We start from the raw sequence: 22,530 nt of genomic DNA, 5'->3' as shown, positions 1-22,530 counted from the left end.
AACATGAGTGCGTGAGTTAACCACGACGCCCCCTTCGAGCTGTGAAATCGGGCTGTTGCACCGACTGTAAGGAGGTGAAGACGCGCGGCCAAACGATTCTCTCACAGCGCGCGGAGGCGGTCTGTGAGTTGTGAGGTCGCGGCAACGTGCCGGTCACTGGACGGTTGCAACCGACCTTCGGTGACATTCACGTGACCTGGGCCGATGCGGGCTGACCGGCCGAAATGCGGCATCGGGCAGGCGTTTCGGGGCCTTGCCGGTGAAGCTTTCGAAACCGGGGGTTCTCGGGCGGTTTACAATCGTTAACACAACCCGCAGGGGTGTTCGAGGCCGAATTGTGGCGCCGCCCACTGCCCACGTGGCTACCATGCCGGACCCCGATTCGTCCAGACCCGTGTGATTCGCCATTCGTTTGCCGCGAATCGGCGGCCGTCCGGCGCCTCGCGATTGCCCTGCGCGTAGGCAGCGATTCGAGGCCGAAATCGAGAGGCGCCTACATCGCGGTGCCCGCCGAGGTCGTCGCCGCGCTCTGCGGCGGAGGACGGATCCCGGTCGAGGCCGGCTTCGACGGCATCGCCTACACCGGCTCCCTCGTCTCGATGGGCGGCGGCCCGTGCCCCGGCATGCTGAAGGCGATCCGCGAGCGGCTCGGCAAGGCGCCCGCGACGCCGTATCGGTCACCGTGCGTCGCGACACCGAACGGACGGTCGAGGTGCCCGAGGATCTCGCGGCGGCGTTGGCCGCGGCGGGCGCGCGTCCCGCCTCCTGTTCGCGACGCCGTCAGCTCGTCGGTGCGATCGAATCGGCAAAGCGCCCGGAGACACGCGCGAAGCGAATCGATGCGGCGGTCGCCGCGGCGGGGTGAGGCGCGTCGTCGGGCGTCGGCGATTCGCGAATCCGATTCGCCAATTCTTTTGGGCAACAGCGGGCATGACGAATAGGAACCGACCGGTCGGATAGAGCGACGTACGTGCGCGCATTCGAATAGTCGGTCGTGCGTCTACGTGTCAGACGGTCGGGCGCGCGGCATTGCGAATGGCTCTGGCGGAGGTTGCTTTTCGCCTCTCGAGAGATTGCCGAAATGTAACCATGACACATGCGTGGTGTGGAATATAAAGAAGGTATATCAGTTAATATCGTCCGCTATGAGCAACCGCTCGGATCGTCGACGATTGGGGCCGTGCGCAACGGCATCGCGGCCTCGGCGCCGCGAACGCGAGAGATTCGGCAGCGCTGCCACTTGGAAGTAGCCAACTGGTTGATACATCTACGGTTCATAGGAGCGAATAGCTGTGTCACGCAAGTCGACCGAAGCCGGGCCGGGTGATCTCCTGCGACCGCCGACCTTCGGCGGGTTGTTGCGGAGGTTCCGCGACGACCGGCGGGTCTCCCGGGAAAAGCTGGCATTCGCAGCGGGGGTGAGTTCCAGCTACATCACGCACTTGGAGGGCGGCGACCGCGCCCACCCGACGAAAGTGGTGGTCGAAGCGCTCATCGGATACCTGCACCAGATCGCGCCGCTCTCCGACGCCGAGCGCAGACACCTGTTCGACCTGGCCGGACTGGCCGACGCCTCGGCCCCGACGGTCGCGGAGTTGCGTGCCCAGATCACCCAGGACATGCGCGACGGCCTCGCGGTGCACGAGCCGAACGCGGCGGGCTATCTCGACACCCGGTGGAACGTCCTGTCCTGCAACGACGCCTACACCGCGGTCTTTCCCGGCTTGGTCGAGGACGTGAACATCCTGCGGTGGTTCTTCGGCAACGAGGTGTCCAAGCGGGTGATGGTCGAGTGGGAGCGGGAGGCCGCGCTCACCGTGGACTGGCTGCGCGGACTCATCGGGCAGTCCGCTGGCGCCGACTGGTCCACCGAATTGCTCGCCGAACTCGGCCGATATCCGGAATTCCGCCGGATGTGGGCGGCCGGGGGAACCGCATACGGCCGGGAAAGTCCGCGAATGCTGCTCCGCGATATCGAAACAGGGAAGCCCTTCAGTCTGGACGTGCAGCTGTTCCGGGTCGATTCGGGAAGTCACCCGGGCCGGATCCAATTCTTCCTCGGTATCCGCACTACCGACCGTCCGGCGCGGTCCGGTCTCGCCGACCGGGCCGCGGTCAACGGATCCCTCCGCAGGTAGACCGACGTAAAACCCAGCGGCAGAGCGGTTTTCGTTGCGGAACGCACCGCGTGGCATCGCCCTGCGCGCGCATGTCGGCCCGTCGAGGCGGCGGCCGCCGGTGCGGCGCCGTGCTCGCTCGTGCGCGAAAACCCCTGGGGTAGCGCCTTTTCGGACGAAAGCCATGGGTAGACGGTACCGTGCGGGCTACGCTGTCGAAATGCGTTGCGGGGGATATGCCGATGCCCCATTGCGGGTACCGACTCCGCGGTACTTTCACTGGTCGGTGTGGGTACCTCACAGGGTGCGCGGGAAGTTCTACTTCGTCTGGACAACGGTTGGGGAAACGTATTTGATCCGTTTATCGGCACGGTCGGGCAATTAGTTGCGACACTGTGCCTCGATCTCGGAAGACAACGGATTGCGTGAACATTGCGGGAGTGAGTGCTCATGGTCGACGTCATCGGTTTGATACCGCATATCTCGCTGGCGGCCGCCGCGAACTGCGCGAACGGGACGTTCGCGGTCTGCGGAGACGAGGGTCGCGCGCTGTGGTACGGACCGTTCATCGACGGCGACGCCGATCATCCACACGGCGATCGGTGCGCGGGCGCGATGGCCGCCGCGAACCGGGCGGTGTGGCTGGCCGGACGTGCTCGCGCCGACGCGGGCCACGCCGAGGCCACCCTGCATCTCACCGTGACCGAACCGGACATCGACATCGTCACCCTCGCCTGCACCGCGTCCATCTCCGGTCTCGTGCTCGATCTGATCTGCTCGGAAGACAATCCGGCGCTGGACTGGTGCCAGGTCTTCGGCAGCCTGGACTGGAATCCGGGCGCGCTTGTCAGCTTGGTCGACAGCGAATCCCAGGACCAGGCGCCCGGCCGACATCTACGCGCCGTCGACACCCCTACGAACAACGACATCGAGGAAGGGTTGCCCATGATCCGCGACGCAGGAGACATCGGTTCGATCGGTGGGAAGCAGGCGGTCGATCCCGGCGTGGAGTTGCGCGCCGCGCTCGAGGCGCTGCTGCTGCACGACGCCGTCGGACTCGATGCCAAGATGCGCCACGCGATCGCCGCGACGGTGCATCTCGCGGTGGACACCCCGCACGGCCCGCCGGAGGACGCCGAGGAGTTCCTCGGCAGGCTGGACGCGGGCTGGCTGCTCGCCGCGTGGGCCGGGCACGACACCGAGATGTCGCTCATCGCCACCCTGGCCGCGGGTGACGTGCCCGCGCTGTCCTGGTGCGAACTGATGTTCACCACCGCGCTCGCGCCGTGGTCGACCAGTCCCGTCGCGGTGCACGCGCGGCGGATCTTCGCGACGGTGCAGCACGGCCGCATCGGCGCCGTGCGTCCGCAGGTGCGCGTGTCCGGAGCCTGACACTCGGCGCACGACCGAGGCGGCGGGCTCGGATCCGGGCGGTAGGGCCCGGTCCGTGGCTCAGGCGAGATCGATCTCGGCGAAAGAGCCGATCCACCGGTGCGGCGGGCGCGGCGGATTGGGTTCGCCGGGCCGGTGCACGCCGATGGCCGACCAGCCCGCCGCGACGGCCGCGTCGAGTTCGTCCGGGTGGTCCGAGAGGAACAGGATCTCGGCCGCGGGCACGCCGATCGCCCCGGCGATCTTGTCGTAGGACGCTGCTTCGCGCTTCGGGCCCGCGGTGGACAGGTCGAAGTATCCGCTGATCAGCGAGCCGAGCTCGCCGCCGCGCGCGAAGTCGAACCAATCACGCTGGTTGCGCACCGAACCCGAGGAGTACACGTACAGCGTCAGCCCGGCGGCCTTCCAGTCCGTCAGCGCGGGCGCGACATCGGGGAAGAACTCGCCGTGCAGCGCCCCGCTGCGGAAACCCTCGTGGCAGATCAAGCCCTGCGCGGTCTTCAGCGGTTCGGCCTTGACGTCCGAGCCGAGCCAGCCGCGCAAGATCTCGGCCACCTCGGCGATATCCGCGTCCGGACGTCCGGCCAGTTCCCTGGCGCCCGCGAGGACCGGCGCCGCCGCGTCGGCGCTGTTGTCGGCGAGCCACTGCGGCAGCCGGTCCCTGGTGTAGCCGTACAGGTCCTCCCGCACGGAACTGGTCGGGCTCGTGGTGCCCTCGATGTCGAGGACGATCGCGCTGGTCACGAGGCGGTGAGCAGCTCGTCGAGGGTCGGGAAGCCCTCGCTGATCCGGTCGCCGGTGAAGTCGCCGATCCAGCCGTCCTCCTCCTCGAAGAAGCGGATCGCGATGAAATCGGGGCGGGTACCCATGTCGAACCAGTGCAGCGTGCCCGCCGGGACCGAGAGCAGATCGCCGCCTTCGCAGACCACCGCGAGCACCTCCTCGCCCAGGTGCAGATAGAAGCAGCCGCGGCCGGCGGCGAAGTAGCGCACCTCGTCCTCGGCGTGCCGGTGCTCGTTCAGGAACTTCTCCCTGGCGCCCTTGGCGATGGCGGGCCACTCGGGGTTCGCGTCGTCGGGGTGGATACGCGCGATATCGATGTGCTTGTAGCGGCCGGCGGCGTTCAGCTCGGCGACCCGGTCGGCGTAGTGGGCGAGCAGGTCCTCCGAGGAGGTCGCGGCGGCCTCCGCGAGCGCGGGCCAGCGCTCGAACGCGATGCCGTGCGCGGCGAGTTCGGCGGCGATCACGGTGTCGTCGGTGGTCCGCACCCGCACGTCGGCGGCGTTGTCGGCGGCCATCACCTGGAGCAGGGTCATGTCAGTCCAATCTCGAGTGACTCGGCGGGCGTGGCGAAGGCGTGCCTGCGGCCGGTGCGAATCACCAGCTCGCACAGCGCCTCCAGGCATTCGGCGCGATCGCGCGCCCGGGAGAGATTCTCCCCCCAGGTGGTGATGCCGTGCCCGGCGATGCACAACACGGGTGGGGCGGCGGGGTTGTCGCGCAGATAGCGTTCGATGTCGGCGCCGATGCGCGAGACGTCGCGCCAATTGGGGAACACCGGGATATCGATCGCCGACGGGTCGGCGGAACCGAGCCCCTTGACGAGTTCGAAATCGGTGATGCGCAGGGTGGTTTCGCGCTCGGCCGCGCCCGCGTCGGTCGCCAGCGCGGTCGCGTACGGCGAGTGCACGTGCACGACGGCTCCGGCGTCGGTGGTGCGGTACACCGCGGTGTGAATGGTGGTCTCGGCGGACGGTTTCCGCCGCTGACCGGGCAGCGGCGCGGAATCCTCGACGGCGACGGTCACCATGTCCCCGGGGGTCAGCTCGCCCTTCGACAGCCCGCTGCCGGTGACCACGGCGGTCGCGCCGTCGCGCACCGAGAGGTTGCCCGCGGTGCCCGGCATCCAGCCGCGGCCGTAGAGTTCCCTCGCGATGTCGGCGAGCTCGGCGCGCGCCGCCGAAACAGACTCCGTCGCAGCACTGTTCGTACCGTGCACCACGCCCTGCTCGGTGACGACCGCCGTGACCAGCTCGCTCGGCGTGACGTCGAAGGCCGGGTTGAACACCTCGGTGTCCGCGGGAGCCGTCGCGACGCCGCCGAATCCGGTGACCTCGGCCGCGGCTCGCTCCTCCACGACGATGTCGCGGCCGGTGGCGGTGTTCGGATCTCGCGTCGATTCCGGCGCCACCACGATGAACGGGATGCCGTGCCGGTGCGCGGCGAGGGCGACGGCGTAGGTGCCGATCTTGTTGGCCACGTCGCCGTTGGCGGTGACCCGGTCCGCGCCGACCAGTACGCAGTCGACCTGGCCGGTGGCCATCGCCCACGCGGCGGCCGAATCGATGGTCAGCCGGTGCGGAATGCCCGCCTCGGCCAGCTCCCACGCCGTCAGCCGCGCGCCCTGCAGCAGTGGCCGGGTCTCGTCGACCAGCACGTTCTCGATCGCGCCGCGCTCGGCGAGTACCCGTAGCGTGCCGATCGCGGTGCCGAACGCGCTGGTCGCCAGGCGGCCGGTGTTGCAGTGGGTGAGCACCCGCAGCGGGCGGTCCGCGCAGAGACGCTGGACCAGGTCGGCCGCGTGCGTGGCGGCGGCCCGGTTGACGCGGCCGTCCTCGGCGAGCATGTCCAGGGTTTCGGCGAGCACCGCGTCGGCTCCGGCCGGAATCCGGGTGCGGACCCGTTCGACGGCCCACGCCAGATTCACCGCGGTCGGTCGCGCGGCGGCGATGCGGTCGGCCTCGGCCCGCACCCGCGCCTCGTCCACCACACCGTCGACGGTGTGCGCGGCGGTCGCGATGACCACGCCGAACGCTCCCGCGATCCCGATCGCGGGAGCGCCGCGGATGGCCAGCGTCTTGATGGCCTCGATGATCTCGTCCACCGTGCCGAGGCGCAGCTCGCGCACCTCGTGCGGCAGCCCACGCTGGTCGATGGTGACCAGCGCACCGTCGTCCCAGACCAGGGAACTGTCGTCCATCAGGCGCATCCTTTGTCGCGAAGAGCTGCATTCTGCCTGGTAAACGGTATCCGACCGGGCCTGGCCGGCGACAATCGGCTCAGCGCTCGGCGGACTCGGCGCGCAGCTTCGCGGCCCGTTCGCGCGGGTCGTAGTCCGGCCCGACGCCCTCGACGAGCACCAGGTCGCCGTCGATGTGATCGGCTCGCAGGCGCAGGATCGCCTGGTATTCGGGCGAGTGGTACCAAGCCCGCGCCCGCGCCAGATCCGGGAACTCGATCAGCACCATGCTGCCGGGCCACTCGCCTTCCACCACCTCGGCCGGTGGTCCGTGAATCACGAACCGGCCTTCGAACGGGTCCAGGGTGGCCTGGATGCGTTCCAGGTATTCCAAGATCTCCGGGTGTGGACGGCGGCTGCGCAGGTGGGCGAAGCCATACGCGGACATGAACGGTCCCTTCGACGCGGCGGGCCGCTGCGTGGCGAGCGGTGCGCCGAACGTATCGCCGCCCGCGTCGCGCGTCGATTACCCGCGAGGTAATGGCCGGGCCCGGAAGGCGCTGTGCTGCCGCGCTTCTCATTCGGCGGCGAACTCCGCCTCGCGCTCCACCGCGTCGATGGTTTGTCGCGGTACCTGGATCGGGCCGGGTGTGTAGGTGACCGCGCGCAGGTCGCCGGTGTAGCGGAACGGGCCGCGGCGCTCGCGCAGATCCCAGGACACCGGGCCGCGCGCGTCCACGCCGACGGAAATGCCGGTCCACGGCGACATGCCCACCAGCTGCACCCGGTCGCGCAGTTCGGCGCTCGGGCCGCCCGCGACCTCGACCTGAAAATCCCAGCGCAGCCTGGGCCGCACGGCGGCGGTGACGGTGATTCGCCGCACACCGGGCGGGACCGGTTCGGTGGCGGCCTCGGCGTAATCGCCATAGCTGTTGACGCCGAGCACGACCCGTCCGTTTTCGAGGTAGACCAGGTACCCGCCGAGCGGATCGCCGTGCGCGACCAGCACGCCCTCGTCGCCGGGCCGGTAGCCGCCCAGCTCCACGGTGATCGCGAAGTCGCGGTAGGCGATCAACCTTTGCGAGCGGTAGCGCTCCAGCGTCGGAGTGCCCGGCAGCAGACGCACCGGCGCGGCGAAGCGGGCCTCCTCGGGCCGCCGGATCGCGAGATCCTGACGGGTGAACAGCGGGAAAACCGTGTTGGCCCACGCCGATTCGTCCCACGCGGCAGCGAGCTCGGCCGCCTTCTCCGGATACAGCCCCGAAAGATCGTGCAGCTCGGTGGGATCCGCGCGGACGTCGAACAGCTGCCAGTGCGGCGCGTCGATGTCGGCGCCGGGTTCGTATAGCGACAGCAGCTTCCAGCCGTCCAGGTAGAAGCCGCGATGCCCGGTCATCTCCGAGTACTGCTCGGTGTGGCGGGTCCGCGCCGACGGGTCGCGCAGCAGCTCGGCGGCCGAGACGCCGTCGAAATCCTTGGCGGGCAGGCCGTTGCGCACGCTGGGCCGCACCAGCCCTGCCAGCTCCAGCAGAGTCGGAGCCAGGTCGGTGACGTAGGCGTACTCGTGGCGGATGCCGTTGTCCGTCGCGGCGCGCGGCAGTCCCTCGGGCCACGACACGAGCAGCGGCACCCGGACGCCGCCCGCGAAGGTCTGGCCTTTGTAGAAGCGGAACGGTGTGTTGGAGGCCTGACCCCAGCCGCGCGGGTAGTGCACCCCGAGCCGTTCGGTGCCGATCAGCTCCTCGTCGTGCGGGACGTCGCCGATCCAATCGGGGTCGTCGATGTGCGCGAACTCGGCGAAATAGCTGCGGGTGCCCTCTGGACCGCCCTCGGCGGTGCCGCCGTTGTCGGAGGTGAACACCACGATCGTGTTGTCCAGCTCGCCGAGCTGTTCGAGGGTGTCGAGGATGCGGCCGACGCTCTGGTCGATGCTGTCGACCATCGCGGCGTAGACCTCCATGTACCTGGCGAAGCGGCGGCGCTCGTCGTCGGTGAGCGAATCCCATTCGGCGGCTTCGTAACCCGGCTCGCGATGTGCCGCTGGGTTCATCGTGGCGTCGCGTACCAGATGCCACTTGCCCACCGCGTAGGTGGCATACCCGTTGTGGCGCAGGATCTCCGGCAGGGTCAGCACATCATCGGCCAGCTCGAGCCGCAGTCCCGGGTAGCCGGGGTCGGCGTTGGCGACGAAGCCGAAACCGGCTCGATGAGCGTTGATTCCGGTCAGCAGCGAGGCGCGGGAGGGCGAGCAGAGCGGCGTGGTGTAGTAGTTGGTGAAGCGGATGCCATTGGCGGCCAGCCGATCCAGCGTCGGCGTCTCGATCTCGGAGCCGAACGGTCCGATGTCGCTGTACCCCATGTCGTCGACCAGCACCACGACGATGTTGGGCGCGTCCTGCGGCACCGAGGGCGGGTAGGTCCACTCGGGGGTCGAGTCGGCAGTGGTGCGACCGACGGTGCCGCCGAAGGATTCGTAACCGCGCGCCGCGGAGGGAACAGCCATTTGCACAGTAGACGGCCGTAAAGCCGGAGCTGACCAGGGTTTGGCGCGACGTGCGCGGAACTCGTGCGTGGTAACACCCAAATGAATTAGTGAGCACTACGAAAAGAAAACCGCGTCTGCCGGTTCCGCAGAAACCGGCAGACGCAGTTCAAAGCATTCAGTTCTGGCCGTGACGCCGGTCCTGCTCCCGCTGGTCCTCGGGCATCCGGTCCCGCCCGGCTCGGTTCATGCCCCTCTGGTCCTGCTCCTGGCGCTGCTGTTGCTGCTGCCGCGGCATCTGCTTGGGCATTTTCTTAGGCGTTTTCTTCGACTTTTCAGCCATCTCCACTCGGTCCTTTCCGAAGTGATTTGATTTCGCCTAACGACAACACCATAGCGATCGCACATCACTCGAGGAAGGGGAAAGTGAAAATATGTCGAGACCCCCCGGTAGGGGGCCGATTTTCAGAACGGCAGAAGTAGGAATTCCACGGAAATGCCGTCGGACGCCTCGGCGGGGACGACGACGAGCCCGTCGCGGTCGACGAGACCGCCCAGATGGGCCGTGCGCACCGTCGGATCGCCGATCCAGCCCCCGGTCGGCGCGATGCGGGCGGGCACGATGCGGGTGACCGGTCCGGACACGTCGGCGGCATTGTGCAGCGGGCCGGTCAGCGGGCGGTCCTGGTGTGCGCCAGTGCGTCCCGCCACGATGGCGGGCACGAGCGCGAGCAGCGTGGCGACGGCCGCGAACGGATTCCCAGGCAGTCCGAGAATTGTTGTCCCGCTGGGAGTTTCGGCGACGATGGTGGACCCACCTGGCCGTAGTCGCAAGCGCGGCACCAGCACTCGGGCCTCGGCGCGCGCGATCGCGCCGCGCAGTTGATCGGCCGCGCCGCCGCCCGTCGCGCCGACGATGACGAGCAGGTCGCAGTCGGTGGACGCGGCGAGGACCTCGTCGAAGCCGTTGGGTGTGTCGCGCAGGTGCACCCGGTCCACCGTCCGAATGCCGGACCCGGCAAGCAGATCCGGCAGGATCGGTCCGATCGAGTCTCTGGTCTGGCCGGCGCGCAGCGGGCCATCGCTGCGGATCTCGTCGCCGGTCATCACGACGCGTGCGCGGACGGGCCCGCGCACCACGGCCTCGGTGACCTCCACGCTGGCGGCCGCCGAGATCAGCGCGGCGGTCACCCGTGTGCCCTCCGGCGCGACCAGGTCGCCCGGACCGCGGTCCTCGCCGCGGCGGCGGATGTCGTCGCGAATCGGCGTCTCCGGTATGCGGTGCAGGGTTTCGTCGGAGCCCACTCGGACGAACTCGTCACGGACCACGGTGGTGGTGCCGTCGGGCACGTGCGCGCCGGTGGCGATGCGCACCGCCTCACCCGGCAGCAGCCCGACCGGGCGCTGCCCGCCCGCGAAGCCGATGTCGCGGCGCAACCGCCACGGCCCGTCCCCGGCGACGGCGTACCCGTCCATCGCGGAGACGTCGAAGCGCGGCAGCGCCTCGGCCGCGGTGAGCGGCGCGGCCAGCGCGGCGCCGCGCACGCTCGGCAGGTCCGTCCGGTAGGGGGTGAGCCGGGTGAGGCCGTCGCGCAGCGTGTTTCGCGCCTCGTCGAGCGTCAGCGGAGTGGTGTCCGCGGCCCGCGCCCTGGCCCGGCGCACCTCGTCCTCGGTGTCGCAGTCGGCGATGCCGGACAGCCCGACGATCGCGGTGTCGGCGGGCACCAGCGCCTTCATCGGCTGGTTGATCAGCGAATCCAGCTCGGCGAGTGCGGCATTGAGCGCGGAGCGGCGCCAGACGCCGACCAGATACTGCGGGCGGCCGGACTCGTCCGCGGCGAACACCGCCTCGGCGCCGGATTCCGCTTCGTGCCTGAGCAATTCGGTGATCGTTCCCGGCGTCACGAAGGGCATGTCGGCGGCGAGCACCACCACCAGCGGCGCCCTGGAACCGGCGAGCGCGCGCAATCCGGCGTCGACCGCGGCCACCGGACCCGAGCCCGGCGGCACCTCGCGCACCTGCCGGATCTCCGGATTCAGCTCCGGGCGGTGTGGCCCGACGACGACGGTGCGGCCGCGGCCCGCGACCGCGGCGAGCGCCGCGTCCAGCATCGACCGGCCGCCGATCACGATCGCGGGTTTGTCGACCCCGCCCATGCGGCTGGCCCGCCCGCCCGCGAGCACGATCGCGTCGGCGGCCGTCACCGAACGGGCTCCGCACCGAGGTACACCATGTCCGAAATGCTAATTCGGGCGTGCTCCGGCAGGAGAACGCAGGCCGTCGCCGGGGCGATCCCGGTGGTGGCTCAGACGCGCGAGAGGTCCGTCGCTCGGCGCAGCAGGCAGAATTCGTTGGCCTCGGGATCGGCCAGCACGATGCCAGGGACGCCGCCGAACTCGCCCGCGTCGACCGGAGTGGCGCCCGCTTCGCGCAGCCGTGCCAGCTCGGCGGCGGGATCGTCGGTCGGGAAAGCCGTCAGGTCGAGGTGCAACCGGTTGCGTCCCTGCTTCGCGTCCTGGTTGCGGACGAACTCCAGCCAGGACCCGAGTCCCGTCGCCGAACGCAGACCCGCCAACCGCGGGCCGCAGTGCGCGACCGGCCAGCCCGAGGCGGTGGACCAGAACGCGGCGAGCCGCGCCGGATCCAGCGTGTCCACCACGATGGCCGCCACCGCGCCGGTGTCCACGTACTGCTCTCTCGGCTCGAGCACGCAGAACTCGTTGCCCTCGGGGTCGGCGAGCACCACCCACGGCACGCCGCCCTGACCGATGTCGACGTGCCGTGCGCCGAGCGCCAGCGCCCGGTCCACCTGGACCCGCTGGTGGTCCAGCGAGCGACTCGCCAGGTCGAGGTGCAGACGGTTCTTGCCGCTCTTCGCGGTGTGCGCGGGCAGGAAGGTCAATGCGATGTCGAGGCCGTCCGGGTCGGGCGCGGCGACGTCGACCTCGTCGGGCCGGTCGACGGTCACCGACCAGCCCAGCAGCTGAGCCCAGAACTCCGCGACGACGCGCGGCCGCTGCGCATCGAAGACGACACACGCCAGGCGGGTGGACATGATTCCACGTTAACGCCTTGGCGCATCCCGAACTTCGGGAAACCGGAAACGCGCCTCACGCAGATTCACCCTGCCGTCCTCGATCGGCACGTCCTCGGCGGCGAGCAGGCGCAACTGACGGTCGGCCAGATGCGCGGCGGGCTTGCCGCCTGCCCGGAGCACGCGGTGCCACGGCAGGTCGGCGGCGTCGGTGCGCATGATCCAGCCGACCGTGCGTGGGGTCGAGAGCCCGGCCGCCGCGGCGATGTCGCCGTACGTGGCGACCATGCCGGGCGGAATGCTCGCGACGAGCTCGCGCACCAGCTCGATCTGCGCGTCGGAAGTCGGCACGGCGTATTCCCCCTAAAGCGCCGCGCGGATCAGGGCCGCGGTCTCGGCCGGACGCGCTTGCGCGACCATGTGGTCGCAGTCGAACTCGTGCACGGTCAGCCGCGGCCCGAGGTGGGCGGCCAGGGCCGCGCGGAACTCGGCCGTCACGAACGGCGGCTGCACCTTCATCGCCTGCACGAGCACCGTGGGCAGCTCGGCGGGCGGCAGCACGAACGCACGCGCCAGCTGACCCCAATAGGAGATGACGGCGGGCAGGCTCAGCCGCCAGCCGACCCTGCCGTTCTCGGTGGGCACCAAGTGCTCGGCCAGCTCCGCCTCCAGCAGCCGGGATTCGACGTCGTGCCAGGCGCTGGCGAGCTTGTCCCTGCGCGCGTGCTCGATGTCGGCGTAGTCGGGGTACTCGACGGTCCGCGCCGCGATGTCGGAGAGCAGGCCCGCGTCCTCCGCGATCGCGGGATCCAGCAGGACGAGCCCGCGCACCAGCTCCGGGTGCCGTGCGGCCAGGTGCACGCCGACCGCGCCGCCGAAGGAGTGGCCGACCACCAGCACCGGCCCGTCGGCCTCGGCGGCGAGCAGTTCGACGAGGTCGGCGACGATGGTCTCGAAATCCCACGGCGGCAGCGATGTCGACCGGCCGTGTCCGCGCAGGTCCGGCGCTACGACGCGGACCTCGGGCAGGTGCTCGGCGGCCAGCGCGGCCCAGCGGTGGCCGTGCCCGGTGAGCCCGTGCAGGGCGAGCACGGTCGGTCCCGCGGCGGGACCGAAGCGGTGAACGTGGAGAGTCGACACCGGGCCATTCTGTCGGGTGGGGCGCGGCACGTCATCCCGGACGGTGGTCGGCGGTGGTCGACGCCCCGGTGTCGCGGAGGTGGCCGTGACGTGGACAACGTCCGGCCGGAGCGGGGCCGCGGCGTGTCGGCCCCGTCTGTTGCAATAGCCGACGTGGTGCGATCGGATAGCGCGGTGCGACTTGTTCGCCGGAACGCAACGGCACCCCGGGCGCGGCTCTGGGGCGCCGACGTGCGCCCACTGCTCGAGGCCATGGCGGGTCCCGCTCCCGCGCGCCCGGGGTGGCAGCCGTGGCAGGTGCTCGGCGGACCGGGTACCGGCAAGACCGCGCTGCTCACCGACCTCGCCGCCGCGCGTATCGCGGCCGGAGCCGATCCGGAATCGGTGCTGCTCCTCACCCATTCGAAGCAGGCGGCGGCCACCGTGCGCGACGCCATCACCGCGCGGCTGAGCGGGACCGGACCCGACGGCGAAGGCGGCGTCCCCGGTGCGACGAGAGAGCCGCTCGTGCGCACCCTGCACTCCTACGCCTTCGCGGTGTTGCGCAGGCACGCCGCCGCGCACGGTAACCCGCCGCCGCGTTTGCTCACCGGTGCCGAGCAGGATGCCGTGCTGCGCGAGATGCTTCGCGGCGACCTCGACGACATCGCCGACGGCGCGACCGGACTGTGGCCGGAGCGATTGCAGCCCGCGCTCGGCCTCGCCGGGTTCGCCGAGCAGTTGCGCAACCTCATGCTGCGGGCCACCGAGCGCGGCATCGGCCCGGAGGATCTGGTGGCGCTCGGCCGCGAGCACGGCAAGCCGGAATGGGTGGCGGCGGGCCGCTTCGCACAGCGCTACGAGCAGGCCATGCTGCTGCGCTGGTCGGTCGGCGTCGAGGCGCCCGAGGCCACCGCGCCCGCTTTGGACGCCGCGGAGCTGATCGGCGCGGCCTTGGACGCGCTGGCCGCCGACCCGAACCTGCTTGCCGCCGAACGGTCGAGGATCGACTATCTGCTGGTCGACGACTCGCAGCATCTGGATCCGCAGGCGTCGCTGCTGGTCCGCGTCATCGGGGCGGCGGCGCACTGCGCGGTGGTCGCGGGCGATCCGGATCAGGGCGTCTTCGCCTTCCGCGGCGCCGACCCGCGGTTCGCGGCCGACCCCGGTGGGCCGGAGGAACGGCGCATCGTCTTGCGGCACAACCACCGGTCCGGCCCGCAGGTGCAGCTGGCTGTCGCCAGGGTCGCGGCCAGGTTGCCCGGCAGTGCGCCGCAACGCTTTCCGCTGCCCGACCGCGCGTCGGCGCCCGCGGACGACGGCGCCGCGGTCCGTGTCCGCGTGCTCGCCACGCCCGCCAAGGAGGCGGCGCTGATCGCCGACCATTTGCGGCGCGCCCACCTGACCGGTGGGGTGCCGTGGTCGGAGATGGCCGTGATCGTCCGCTCCGTGCCGCTCTCGCTGGCTCCGCTGCGGCGCGCGTTGCTCGCGGCGGGCGTGCCGGTGCGACAGCCCGCGCTGGATGTGCCGTTGGCGCGGCGGCGCGGCGCGGCGTGGATGCTGCTCGCGCTGCGCGCGCTGCTCGCGGGCGAACGGTCGCGCCGGGCAGGGGAGGAGATGTTCTCCGCCGAGGACGCGCTAGATCTGCTCTCCGGTCCGCTGGGCGGCGCGGACCAGATCACGCTGCGGCGATTGCGTCGCGGTGTTCGGCGCGCGGTGCTGGAGCTGGAGCGTAGGGCGGCGAAGCGCGCGGAGGGGGAGGCGTGGGCCGCGGCGGTGGAGTCGGAGGAGGTGCCGCTGCCGGAGGGCGCGCCGCCGCCGGACGATGCGCCGCCGCCGGACGATGCGCCGCCGCCCGACGATGCGCCGCCGGACGATGCGCTGCCCGATGGGGCGTTGCCGCCGGAAGAGGCGCCGCCGGATTCACTGGCGCTGGGTTCGCTTCCGCCGGACGACGCGCCGTCACCGGACAACGCGCTGTGGCTGGACGAAATGCCCCGGCAGGGGGACGCGCCGCCGTCGGACACTGGTCCGTCGGAGGACGCGCCATCGTCGGACTCGGCAGTGCGTCAGGACACGCCAGACGATGCGCTGGCGCTCGGCCGGCGGTCGGGAGATGACGTGCCCCCGTCGAACGTACGCCGCCCCGCCGACACCCGGACCCACATGGCGACGAACTCCACACTGCCGCAAGAGTTCCCGCCGGACGATGGCGATCCAGACGCCGACGACACGGAGTGGTCCGCCGTCGACCCCGACTGGATCGTCAGCGAATCCGAGTGGCGGGAAGCCGATCTCGAATGGGGCCTGGAGGTCGCCGAGCACGCGGACGACAGCTCCACGCCGAGCCGTCCCGGCGAGGACCGGCCCACCTCGGAACTTGACCGCGCGACAAGCGGCGGCGAAACCACGAGCGACGCAGCACATCCGAGCCCGCTCGACCAGTCCTCGGCCGAGGTCCTGCGCGACCTGCTGGTCGGCATCGGCGATCGCGCACTGCTCGACCGCCTCACCGACGTCGAGGCCGCCCCGTTGCGCCGCGTGCTCGACGCCTTGGATCGCGGCCGCAAGGCGCGCAGGCGGGCCACCGGTCTGGAGGACGTGCTGTGGGCGCTGTGGACCGCCTCGCGCCTGGAGCGGCGCTGGGTCGCCCAGTCCGAACGCGGCGGCGCGGTCGGCATGCAGGCCGACCGTGATCTCGACGCCGCAGTCGGCCTGTTCGACGCCGCGGCCGCCTACGTCGATCGTATTCCCAGGGCCGGTATCGAAGGTTTTGTGGAATACCTTGTGCAGCAGGAGATTCCGCAGGACACCGCCCCACTGACCGCGCCGGGTGACGCGGTCGCCCTGCTCAGCGCGCACGCCGCGGCGGGCCGGGAGTGGGACGTGGTCGCGGTCGCGGGCGTCCAGGAAGGCATCTGGCCCAACCCCAGGCCGCGCGGCACCCTGCTGCACACCGAGGATCTGGTCGATCTCGGCGCGGGCATCGGCCTTGCTGGCGAGCAGGTCAGCCGCGCCGCGCCGATCCTGGCCGAGGAGCGCAGGCTGCTGCTCGTCGCGTGCAGCAGGGCCCGGCGTTCGCTGCTGGTGACGGCGGTCGAATCCGTCTCGGGGGAGCGAGATCTGGTGCCCTCGCGCTTCCTCGCCGAGCTGCTCGGCCACGACGACGACACCGAGGCCGGTGTGCTGCCGGTGGCCGATCCTGGCCGCGCCCTCGTCATGCACTCGCTGGTGGCCGAGCTGCGCGGCGTGGTCTGCGACGCCGAGGCCGACCCGGAGCGTCGCCGCAGGGCCGCGCACCAGCTGGCTCGGTTGGCGCACGCCGGTGTGCGCGGCACCCATCCCGAGGAGTGGTACGGCACAGCCGAACTCAGCTCCCTGCGTCCGCTGTGGGAGGACGAGGAGACCGCGGTCGCGCTGTCGCCGTCCACCGTGGAACTACTGCGCACGTGTCCGTTGCGCTGGGCGCTGGAACGGCACGGCGGCACCGACGGCGACAACCCGCACGCCGTCAAAGGCAACCTGGTGCACACGCTCGTGCAGGCGCTGGCGGGCAAGGTGCCCGAGGCGCAGGTGCGCGCGGCGCTCGACCGGGCTTGGCAGGCCATCGATCCCGGCACCGGCTGGCATTCCCGCCAGGAGCTGCGGCGCACCGAGGCCATGCTGGAGACGTTCCTGGCCTGGATCCGCAACACCCGTGGCGAACTCACCCAGGTCGGCGTCGAGGTGCCCGTCGACACCGTGCTCGCGCCGCGCGGCGACGGTGAACCGCCGGTGCGGATCAAGGGCAGGGTGGACCGGCTGGAGCGGGATGCCATGGGCCGCTTCGTGATCGTCGACGTGAAGACCGGCAAGACGCCGATCAGCAAGCAGGCCGCCGCCGACCACGCGCAGCTGGCGACCTACCAGGTGGCGGCCGCGCTCGGCGCGCTGGACGGATCGAGTGCCGAGAACGGTACGGCGCCAACGGAAACCGTCGGCGAACCGGGTGGCGCCCGTCTCGTGTACGTGGCCAAGCCGAGCAGCAAGGAGGGCGCCACCCAGCGCATGCAGGAGCCGCTCGACAGCGGGGCGCTGGACAAGTGGCGCGACACCATCCACGACGCCGCCGCGTCCACCCGCGGCCCGAGCTACCTCGCCATGCGCAACGACGGTTGCCGTCACTGCGCGGTCGCGGGCAGCTGCCCGGTGCAGGACACCGGAAGGCAGGTGACCGACGAGTGAGTCACCCCGCGGTGTCGCCGCTGCGGATCGCCGAGGCGCTCGGCCTGCCACCCCCGACCGACGAACAAGCAGCGGTGATCGCCGCGCCCCCCGGGCCGACCCTGGTGGTGGCGGGCGCGGGCGCGGGCAAGACGGAGACCATGGCCGCGCGCGTGGTGTGGATGGTGGCCAATCGGCTGGTGCTGCCCGACCAGGTGCTCGGCCTGACCTTCACGCGAAAAGCCGCGCAGCAGTTGACCGCTCGCATCCGCACCCGCTTGGCCCGGCTGGCGGGTTCACAGCTGCTGCGTGATCTGGACGCGTCGGGGGAGTTGCGCGCCCAGCTCTCCGGTGCCGAACCCGAGATCAGCACCTACCACTCCTACGCCGGTCGGCTGCTCACCGAGCACGGCCTGCTGCTTCCGGTGGAGCCGTCGGCCACGCTGCTCACTCAGACGCAGCTGTGGCAGCTCGCGCACCAGGTGGTGCGGGCCTGGGACGGTGACCTGGACACCGATCGCACACCGGTGTCGGTCACCGAGGCGGTGCTCGCGCTCTCCGGTCAGCTCGCCGAACACCTGGTGGAGGCCGAACAGCTGGCCGAGGCGCACACCGAGTTGGAGAAGCTCGTGCACACCCTGCCCGCGGGTCCGCGTCAGCGTGGCGGGCCGAGCCAGGCGCTGTTGTCGATCGTGCAGGTGCAGCGCGAGCGGGTGGCGTTGCTGCCGCTGGTCCAGCAGTTGGCCGCCGCGCTGCGCCGCCGTGGTGCACTGGACTTCGGCGCCCAGATGTCGCTGGCGGCGCGGCTGGCCGCCGAGCACCAGGAGGTGGCGACCGCCGAGCGAGGCAGGTTCCGCCTGGTGTTGCTCGACGAGTACCAGGACACCGGCCACGCCCAGCGCATCCTGTTGGCGGCGCTGTTCGGTGGGGAAGCGCCCGCGGCCTCCGAGTTGCGGCCCGAAACAGGTGGCGCAGCACGGCGTTTGGCGGTGACCGCGGTCGGCGACCCGATGCAGTCCATCTACGGCTGGCGCGGCGCGTCGGCCGCCAACCTGCCCCGTTTCGCCACCGACTTTCCGCTGGCCCCCGGCGTGCCCGCGCCGATACTTCCGCTGCTGACCAGCTGGCGCAATCCGCCCGAGGCGCTGGCCCTCGCCAACCTGGTCGCCGAGCCGCTGCGCCGCACCGCGCTCGACGCGGGCGGGGTGACCGTCGACGCGCTGCGCGCCAAACCCCATGCCGAGCCGGGCGTCGTCGCGGTGGCGCTGACCGAAACCGTTGCCGAGGAGCGCGATTGGGTTGCCGAGCGGATCGCGGCCGAATGGTCCGCGCGGCACGCGGCGGGGGAGCCGCCGCCGACCTCGGCGGTCCTGGTGCGCCGCAACGCCGATGCGTCCCCGCTCGCGGAAGCGCTACGCGATCAAGGACTTCCGGTGGAGATCGTCGGTCTCGGCGGCCTGCTCGCCACACCGGAGGTGGCCGACATCGTCGCCACCCTGCGCCTGATCGCCGAGCCCGCCGCGGGCAGCGCGGCCGTGCGCGTGCTCACCGGCGCCCGCTGGCGCATCGGCGTCGCCGATCTCGCCGCGCTCGCCAAGCGCGCGCGGGAGCTGTCCATCAGCAGACTCTCCGGCGGTGCGAACGACGAGATCACCGACAGCGCCGCGCTCGCCGCCGCGCTGCGGGAGGTGGCCCCGGAACCGGCCGAGCAAGCGGGTCTGGCAGACGCGATCGCCGATCCCGGTCCGCCGGAGAACTATTCGGCCTCCGGTTACGCCCGCATCGAGGCGCTCGGCAAGGAACTCGCCGCACTGCGCGAACGCAGCGGCCAGCCCTTGGTCGAACTCGTGGCCGATGTGGAGCGCACCATCGGCGTCGGCGTCGAGACCCAAGCCCGCCGCGCCATGGCCGGTACCGGAGCGGGACGCGAACACTTGGACGCGTTCGCCGAGGTCGTCGCGGGCTACGCCGCCGACACCGGCGCCACGCTGAGCGGTCTGCTCGCCTTCCTCGCCGCCGCCGAGTCGGTCGAGAACGGGCTGGAGCCGGGCGAGGTGGAGGTCGCCAAGGACCGCGTGCAGGTGCTGACCGTGCACGCGGCCAAAGGGCTGGAATGGGAGATCGTCGCGGTTCCGCACGTGGTGCGCGGCGTGTTCCCCTCGGGCGCCGCCTCGGCGACGTGGCTCGGCGCGCTGGCCGAGCTGCCCACCTCGCTGCGCGGCGACCGCATCCAGGACGACGCCGCCGAAGGCGTGCCCGTGCTCGACCTGTCGGACCTGTACGACCGGGCCGACCTGGAGGCCGCCATCAAGGCGCACAAGGGCGCGCTGGACCGCAGGCGTCTCGACGAGGAACGGCGGCTGTTCTACGTCGCGCTCACCAGAACCGAACGGGTGTTGCTCGTTTCGGCGCACCACTGGGCCGAGACCGGCTCGATGCCCAAGGGGCCATCGGACTTCCTGCTGGAGCTGAAGAACGCGAGCGAGTCGGCCGACGGGCCCGCTTTCGGCGTGCTCGACATCGCGAGGTGGGACGATCCGCCCGAGGTCGACGCGGTCAATCCGTTCACCGACAATCCGGCGACCGCCGAATGGCCGCGCGATCCGCTCGGCCCGCGCCGCGACCCGATCGAGCAGGGCGCCGCCCTCGTCCGCACCGCACTCGCGGACCTGCGCGCCAAGCCCGCCGAAGCCCGGACTACCGCCGCGCGACAGGAGCGATCCGCCGCGCCGTCCGAGGCAGCCGCGCCGGTGCTCGAGGCCGAACCGGGCGCACTGTTCTCGATCGACGAACTCCGCTCGCCCGAGGACGATTTCGCCCCACCGCCCGACGACTTCGAGCCGCCGCCGGACGAGTTCGCGCCGGTGGACGAGGCGGTCGACCCGGACGACCCGGAGGGCTGGGCCGCCGACGTGGACGCGCTGCTCGCCGAGCACGAGGCGAGCCTCGCCGCGGCCCAAGAGGTGGAACTGCCCGGTCAGATTCCCGCCACCGCCCTGGTGGAGATGCGCGCCGATCCCGCGAAACTGGCTCGGCGGCTGCGTCGTCCGCTGCCGTACCCGCCGAATCCGTTGGCCCGGCGCGGCACCGCGTTCCACGCCTGGGTGCAGCGCTGGTTCGCGGGCACCAGGCTGATCGGGCTCGACGAACTGCCCGGCGCGGGCGAACCCGATCCGCACGACGCGAGCGTCGACGCCGAACTGGCCAGGATGCAGGACGCGTTCCTGAATTCGCCGTGGGCGCACCGCAGTCCGCTAGACGTCGAGGTGCCCTTCGAGACCTCGATCGCGGGCACCGTGATCCGCGGCCGCATGGACGCGGTCTTCGCCGAACCCGGTGGCGGCTGGACCGTCGTCGACTGGAAGACCGGCGCCGAACCCGGACCCGCCGACGAACCCGCGGTGGCCATGCAGCTGGCCATCTACCGGTTGGCCTGGGCCCGCCTGATGGCCGCGCGCCACGGCGGCACCGAACACGAGATGCTCGACAAGATCGGCGCCGCTTTCCATTACGTGCGCTCCGGGCGCACCATCGCTCCCGCGGAGTTGCCCGGACCAGAGGAACTGGCCGAGCTCATCCGCTCGGCCGCGCCGGTCAGACAGGACGACTGACTCGGCACTATCGGCTACGGCGCGCGACTTTCCACGCCGTGGTGACCAGCGGAATCTGCAACGGCAGCCGCAGCAGCGTGCCGATCTTCAGCGCGGGAGATGCCTTCTCGCTGCGCGCCGCGTCCACGGCCATCTGCACGTTCGCGGGAAACACGACGACGAACAGCAGCGCGGCGAGTCGTCCGCCGAGCCGCCTGGTGCGCGGCGCCGCGAGCGCGGCCGCCACACCGAATTCGGCGACGCCGGAGACATAGGTGTAGTCGCGCGCCCGGCCGGGCAATGCACGGGGAATCGTCGCGTCGAAGAATTTGGGCGCCACGAAGTGCATCACTCCGGCGCCGAACAGTAAGGCTGCCAGTAGCAGCGCGGGCCGTCGGCCCTCGTCGGTGGTCGGTCGAATGTCTGCCATGGGTAGTCACCCTGGCATTCACCGAGTGTTCGCGTCGAGTCCGAGCGGTGCGACGCGGACCCGGTAGGCTCCCGTGCTGTGCCGGAGGGAGAAACAGTGCCGGAGGAAGACCGCGGCGAACGGGCGAGCGGGTGAGTGCGATGCTCGGTGATTTCGGAGACCGCGCAAGGGTGGGCTTGTCGACCCGTCCGGACTTCGCGCTGGTCGGTGTGCTGCGCATTCCGGAGACGCAGATCAGTCCATGGGTTTCGCTGAGCCGCAGGATCGCGTTCGCCATCGCACTGCTGTTCACCGCGGCGACCGTGGTGTATCTCGGGCGGGCGGGCTACCGCGACAACACCGGCGGCGAACTGTCCTTCCTGGACTCGTTCTATTACGCGACGGTGTCGCTGTCCACCACCGGCTACGGCGACATCACCCCGGCTTCGCCCGAGGCGCGGCTGGCGAACATCATCATCATCACCCCGCTGCGCATCCTCTTTCTCATCGTGCTCGTCGGTACCACCATCAGCGTGCTGACCGAACGATCTCGCCAGTCATTCAAGATTCAGCGTTGGAGGCGCAGCGTGCGTAATCACACCGTGGTCGTCGGATACGGCACGAAGGGGCGCACCGCCATCGACGCCATGCTCGGCGACGGCGTGCAGCCCGCCGACATCGTGGTGGTCGACACCGACATGGTCGCGTTGGAGCGCGCCGCCAACGCGGGCCTGGTGACCGTCAACGGCTCGGCCACCCAGTCCGACGTGCTGCGACTGGCCGGCGTGCAGAACGCCGCGTCGGTGATCGTGGCGGCCAACCGCGACGACACCGCGGTGCTGGTGACGCTGACCGCCCGCGAGCTGAACAAGAAGGCCAAGATCGTGGTCGCCATCCGCGAGGCCGAGAACATTCACCTGCTGCGCCAGTCCGGCGCCGACTCGGTGGTCGTGTCCTCCGAGACCGCGGGCCGCCTGCTCGGCATCGCCACCACCACACCGACCGTGGTGGAGATGATGGAAGACCTGCTCACCCCCGAGCAGGGTTTCGCGGTGGCCGAGCGCGAGGTGGAGCCGAGCGAGATCGGCGGCTCGCCAAGGCATCTCAGCGACATCGTGCTCGGCGTGGTGCGCGACGGCGACCTGATCCGGGTCGGCGAGCCGGAGGTGGACGCGATCGAGGCGGGCGACAAGCTGCTCTACATCCGCCGCACGGCGAAGTGAC

17 protein-coding genes and 1 pseudogene are annotated in these 22,530 nt (G+C 71.0%); 7 read left to right on the top strand and 11 right to left on the bottom strand.

Translation table 11 applies throughout. The features are described 5' to 3' along the window. Positions 1-320: 320 nt before the first annotated feature. From ABZV58_RS31980 to ABZV58_RS31965, 4 genes and pseudogenes are all read left to right on the top strand, one after another. Positions 321-602, top strand: a pseudogene (locus ABZV58_RS31980) (DUF1905 domain-containing protein); the annotation flags it as partial. An 11-nt stretch (positions 603-613) separates the two neighbouring features. Further along, complete coding sequence (locus tag ABZV58_RS31975) at positions 614-865, top strand: YdeI/OmpD-associated family protein (RefSeq protein ID WP_355003917.1); 252 nt, start codon at positions 614-616, stop codon at positions 863-865. 427 nt (positions 866-1,292) lie between these two features. Then, entirely contained in the window at positions 1,293-2,138 is an 846-nt protein-coding gene (locus tag ABZV58_RS31970) for a helix-turn-helix transcriptional regulator (protein WP_355003916.1), read from the top strand. 429 nt (positions 2,139-2,567) lie between these two features. After that, the gene (locus ABZV58_RS31965; RefSeq protein ID WP_355003915.1) at positions 2,568-3,509 is read left to right on the top strand and encodes a hypothetical protein; all 942 of its coding nucleotides are present in this window, start codon (positions 2,568-2,570) and stop codon (positions 3,507-3,509) included. A gap of 60 nt (positions 3,510-3,569) precedes the next feature. Here the strand turns inward: ABZV58_RS31965 and mtnC are convergent, their stop codons facing one another. The 10 genes from mtnC to ABZV58_RS31915 all read right to left on the bottom strand — a co-directional run bounded on the left by mtnC (position 3,570) and on the right by ABZV58_RS31915 (position 13,125). Beyond that, positions 3,570-4,253 carry an acireductone synthase gene (gene mtnC / locus ABZV58_RS31960; RefSeq protein WP_355003914.1) on the bottom strand — a complete coding sequence of 228 codons (684 nt, stop codon included), beginning with the start codon at positions 4,251-4,253 and terminating at the stop codon, positions 3,570-3,572. Continuing rightward, complete coding sequence (locus ABZV58_RS31955) at positions 4,250-4,825, bottom strand: cupin (RefSeq protein WP_355003913.1); 576 nt, start codon at positions 4,823-4,825, stop codon at positions 4,250-4,252. Before ABZV58_RS31955 ends, mtnC begins: the two co-directional genes overlap by 4 nt. Beyond that, complete coding sequence (gene mtnA, locus ABZV58_RS31950; RefSeq protein WP_355003912.1) at positions 4,822-6,489, bottom strand: S-methyl-5-thioribose-1-phosphate isomerase; 1,668 nt, start codon at positions 6,487-6,489, stop codon at positions 4,822-4,824. Before mtnA ends, ABZV58_RS31955 begins: the two co-directional genes overlap by 4 nt. A 79-nt stretch (positions 6,490-6,568) precedes the next feature. Continuing rightward, a complete protein-coding gene (locus ABZV58_RS31945) occupies positions 6,569-6,916 on the bottom strand; it encodes a DUF1330 domain-containing protein (RefSeq protein ID WP_355003911.1) in 348 nt (115 codons plus the stop codon). 129 nt (positions 6,917-7,045) lie between these two features. After that, complete coding sequence (locus ABZV58_RS31940; RefSeq protein WP_355003910.1) at positions 7,046-8,971, bottom strand: sulfatase-like hydrolase/transferase; 1,926 nt, start codon at positions 8,969-8,971, stop codon at positions 7,046-7,048. A 157-nt stretch (positions 8,972-9,128) separates the two neighbouring features. After that, a complete protein-coding gene (locus tag ABZV58_RS31935) occupies positions 9,129-9,293 on the bottom strand; it encodes a hypothetical protein (RefSeq protein WP_157107903.1) in 165 nt (54 codons plus the stop codon). Between the two features lie 122 nt (positions 9,294-9,415). After that, positions 9,416-11,155: an NTP transferase domain-containing protein gene (locus tag ABZV58_RS31930; RefSeq protein ID WP_355003909.1), complete on the bottom strand. Its 1,740-nt coding sequence runs from the start codon at positions 11,153-11,155 to the stop codon at positions 9,416-9,418. A gap of 101 nt (positions 11,156-11,256) precedes the next feature. Continuing rightward, positions 11,257-12,006, bottom strand: coding sequence for a VOC family protein (locus tag ABZV58_RS31925; RefSeq protein ID WP_355003908.1), 750 nt, complete (start codon positions 12,004-12,006; stop codon positions 11,257-11,259). 9 nt (positions 12,007-12,015) lie between these two features. Beyond that, a complete protein-coding gene (locus ABZV58_RS31920; protein ID WP_355003907.1) occupies positions 12,016-12,336 on the bottom strand; it encodes an MGMT family protein in 321 nt (106 codons plus the stop codon). A gap of 12 nt (positions 12,337-12,348) precedes the next feature. Further along, positions 12,349-13,125 carry an alpha/beta hydrolase gene (locus tag ABZV58_RS31915; RefSeq protein ID WP_355003906.1) on the bottom strand — a complete coding sequence of 259 codons (777 nt, stop codon included), beginning with the start codon at positions 13,123-13,125 and terminating at the stop codon, positions 12,349-12,351. 231 nt (positions 13,126-13,356) lie between these two features. Between ABZV58_RS31915 and ABZV58_RS31910 the strand changes: the two genes are divergently transcribed. Further along, positions 13,357-17,328: a PD-(D/E)XK nuclease family protein gene (locus tag ABZV58_RS31910; RefSeq protein ID WP_355003905.1), complete on the top strand. Its 3,972-nt coding sequence runs from the start codon at positions 13,357-13,359 to the stop codon at positions 17,326-17,328. Then, positions 17,325-20,918 carry a UvrD-helicase domain-containing protein gene (locus tag ABZV58_RS31905; protein ID WP_355003904.1) on the top strand — a complete coding sequence of 1,198 codons (3,594 nt, stop codon included), beginning with the start codon at positions 17,325-17,327 and terminating at the stop codon, positions 20,916-20,918. The genes ABZV58_RS31910 and ABZV58_RS31905 overlap by 4 nt, the downstream gene beginning before the upstream one ends. Positions 20,919-20,925: 7 nt before the next feature. Here the strand turns inward: ABZV58_RS31905 and ABZV58_RS31900 are convergent, their stop codons facing one another. After that, complete coding sequence (locus tag ABZV58_RS31900; protein WP_355003903.1) at positions 20,926-21,327, bottom strand: hypothetical protein; 402 nt, start codon at positions 21,325-21,327, stop codon at positions 20,926-20,928. 140 nt (positions 21,328-21,467) lie between these two features. On the opposite strand from ABZV58_RS31900, the gene ABZV58_RS31895 reads away from it, so the two are divergent. Beyond that, complete coding sequence (locus ABZV58_RS31895) at positions 21,468-22,529, top strand: potassium channel family protein (protein WP_355003902.1); 1,062 nt, start codon at positions 21,468-21,470, stop codon at positions 22,527-22,529. Position 22,530: the final 1 nt, after the last annotated feature.

It is taken from the genome of Nocardia sp. NPDC004654, assembly GCF_040609595.1.
GTDB lineage: Bacteria > Actinomycetota > Actinomycetes > Mycobacteriales > Mycobacteriaceae > Nocardia.
This window is presented reverse-complemented; position numbering and strand designations above follow the sequence as displayed.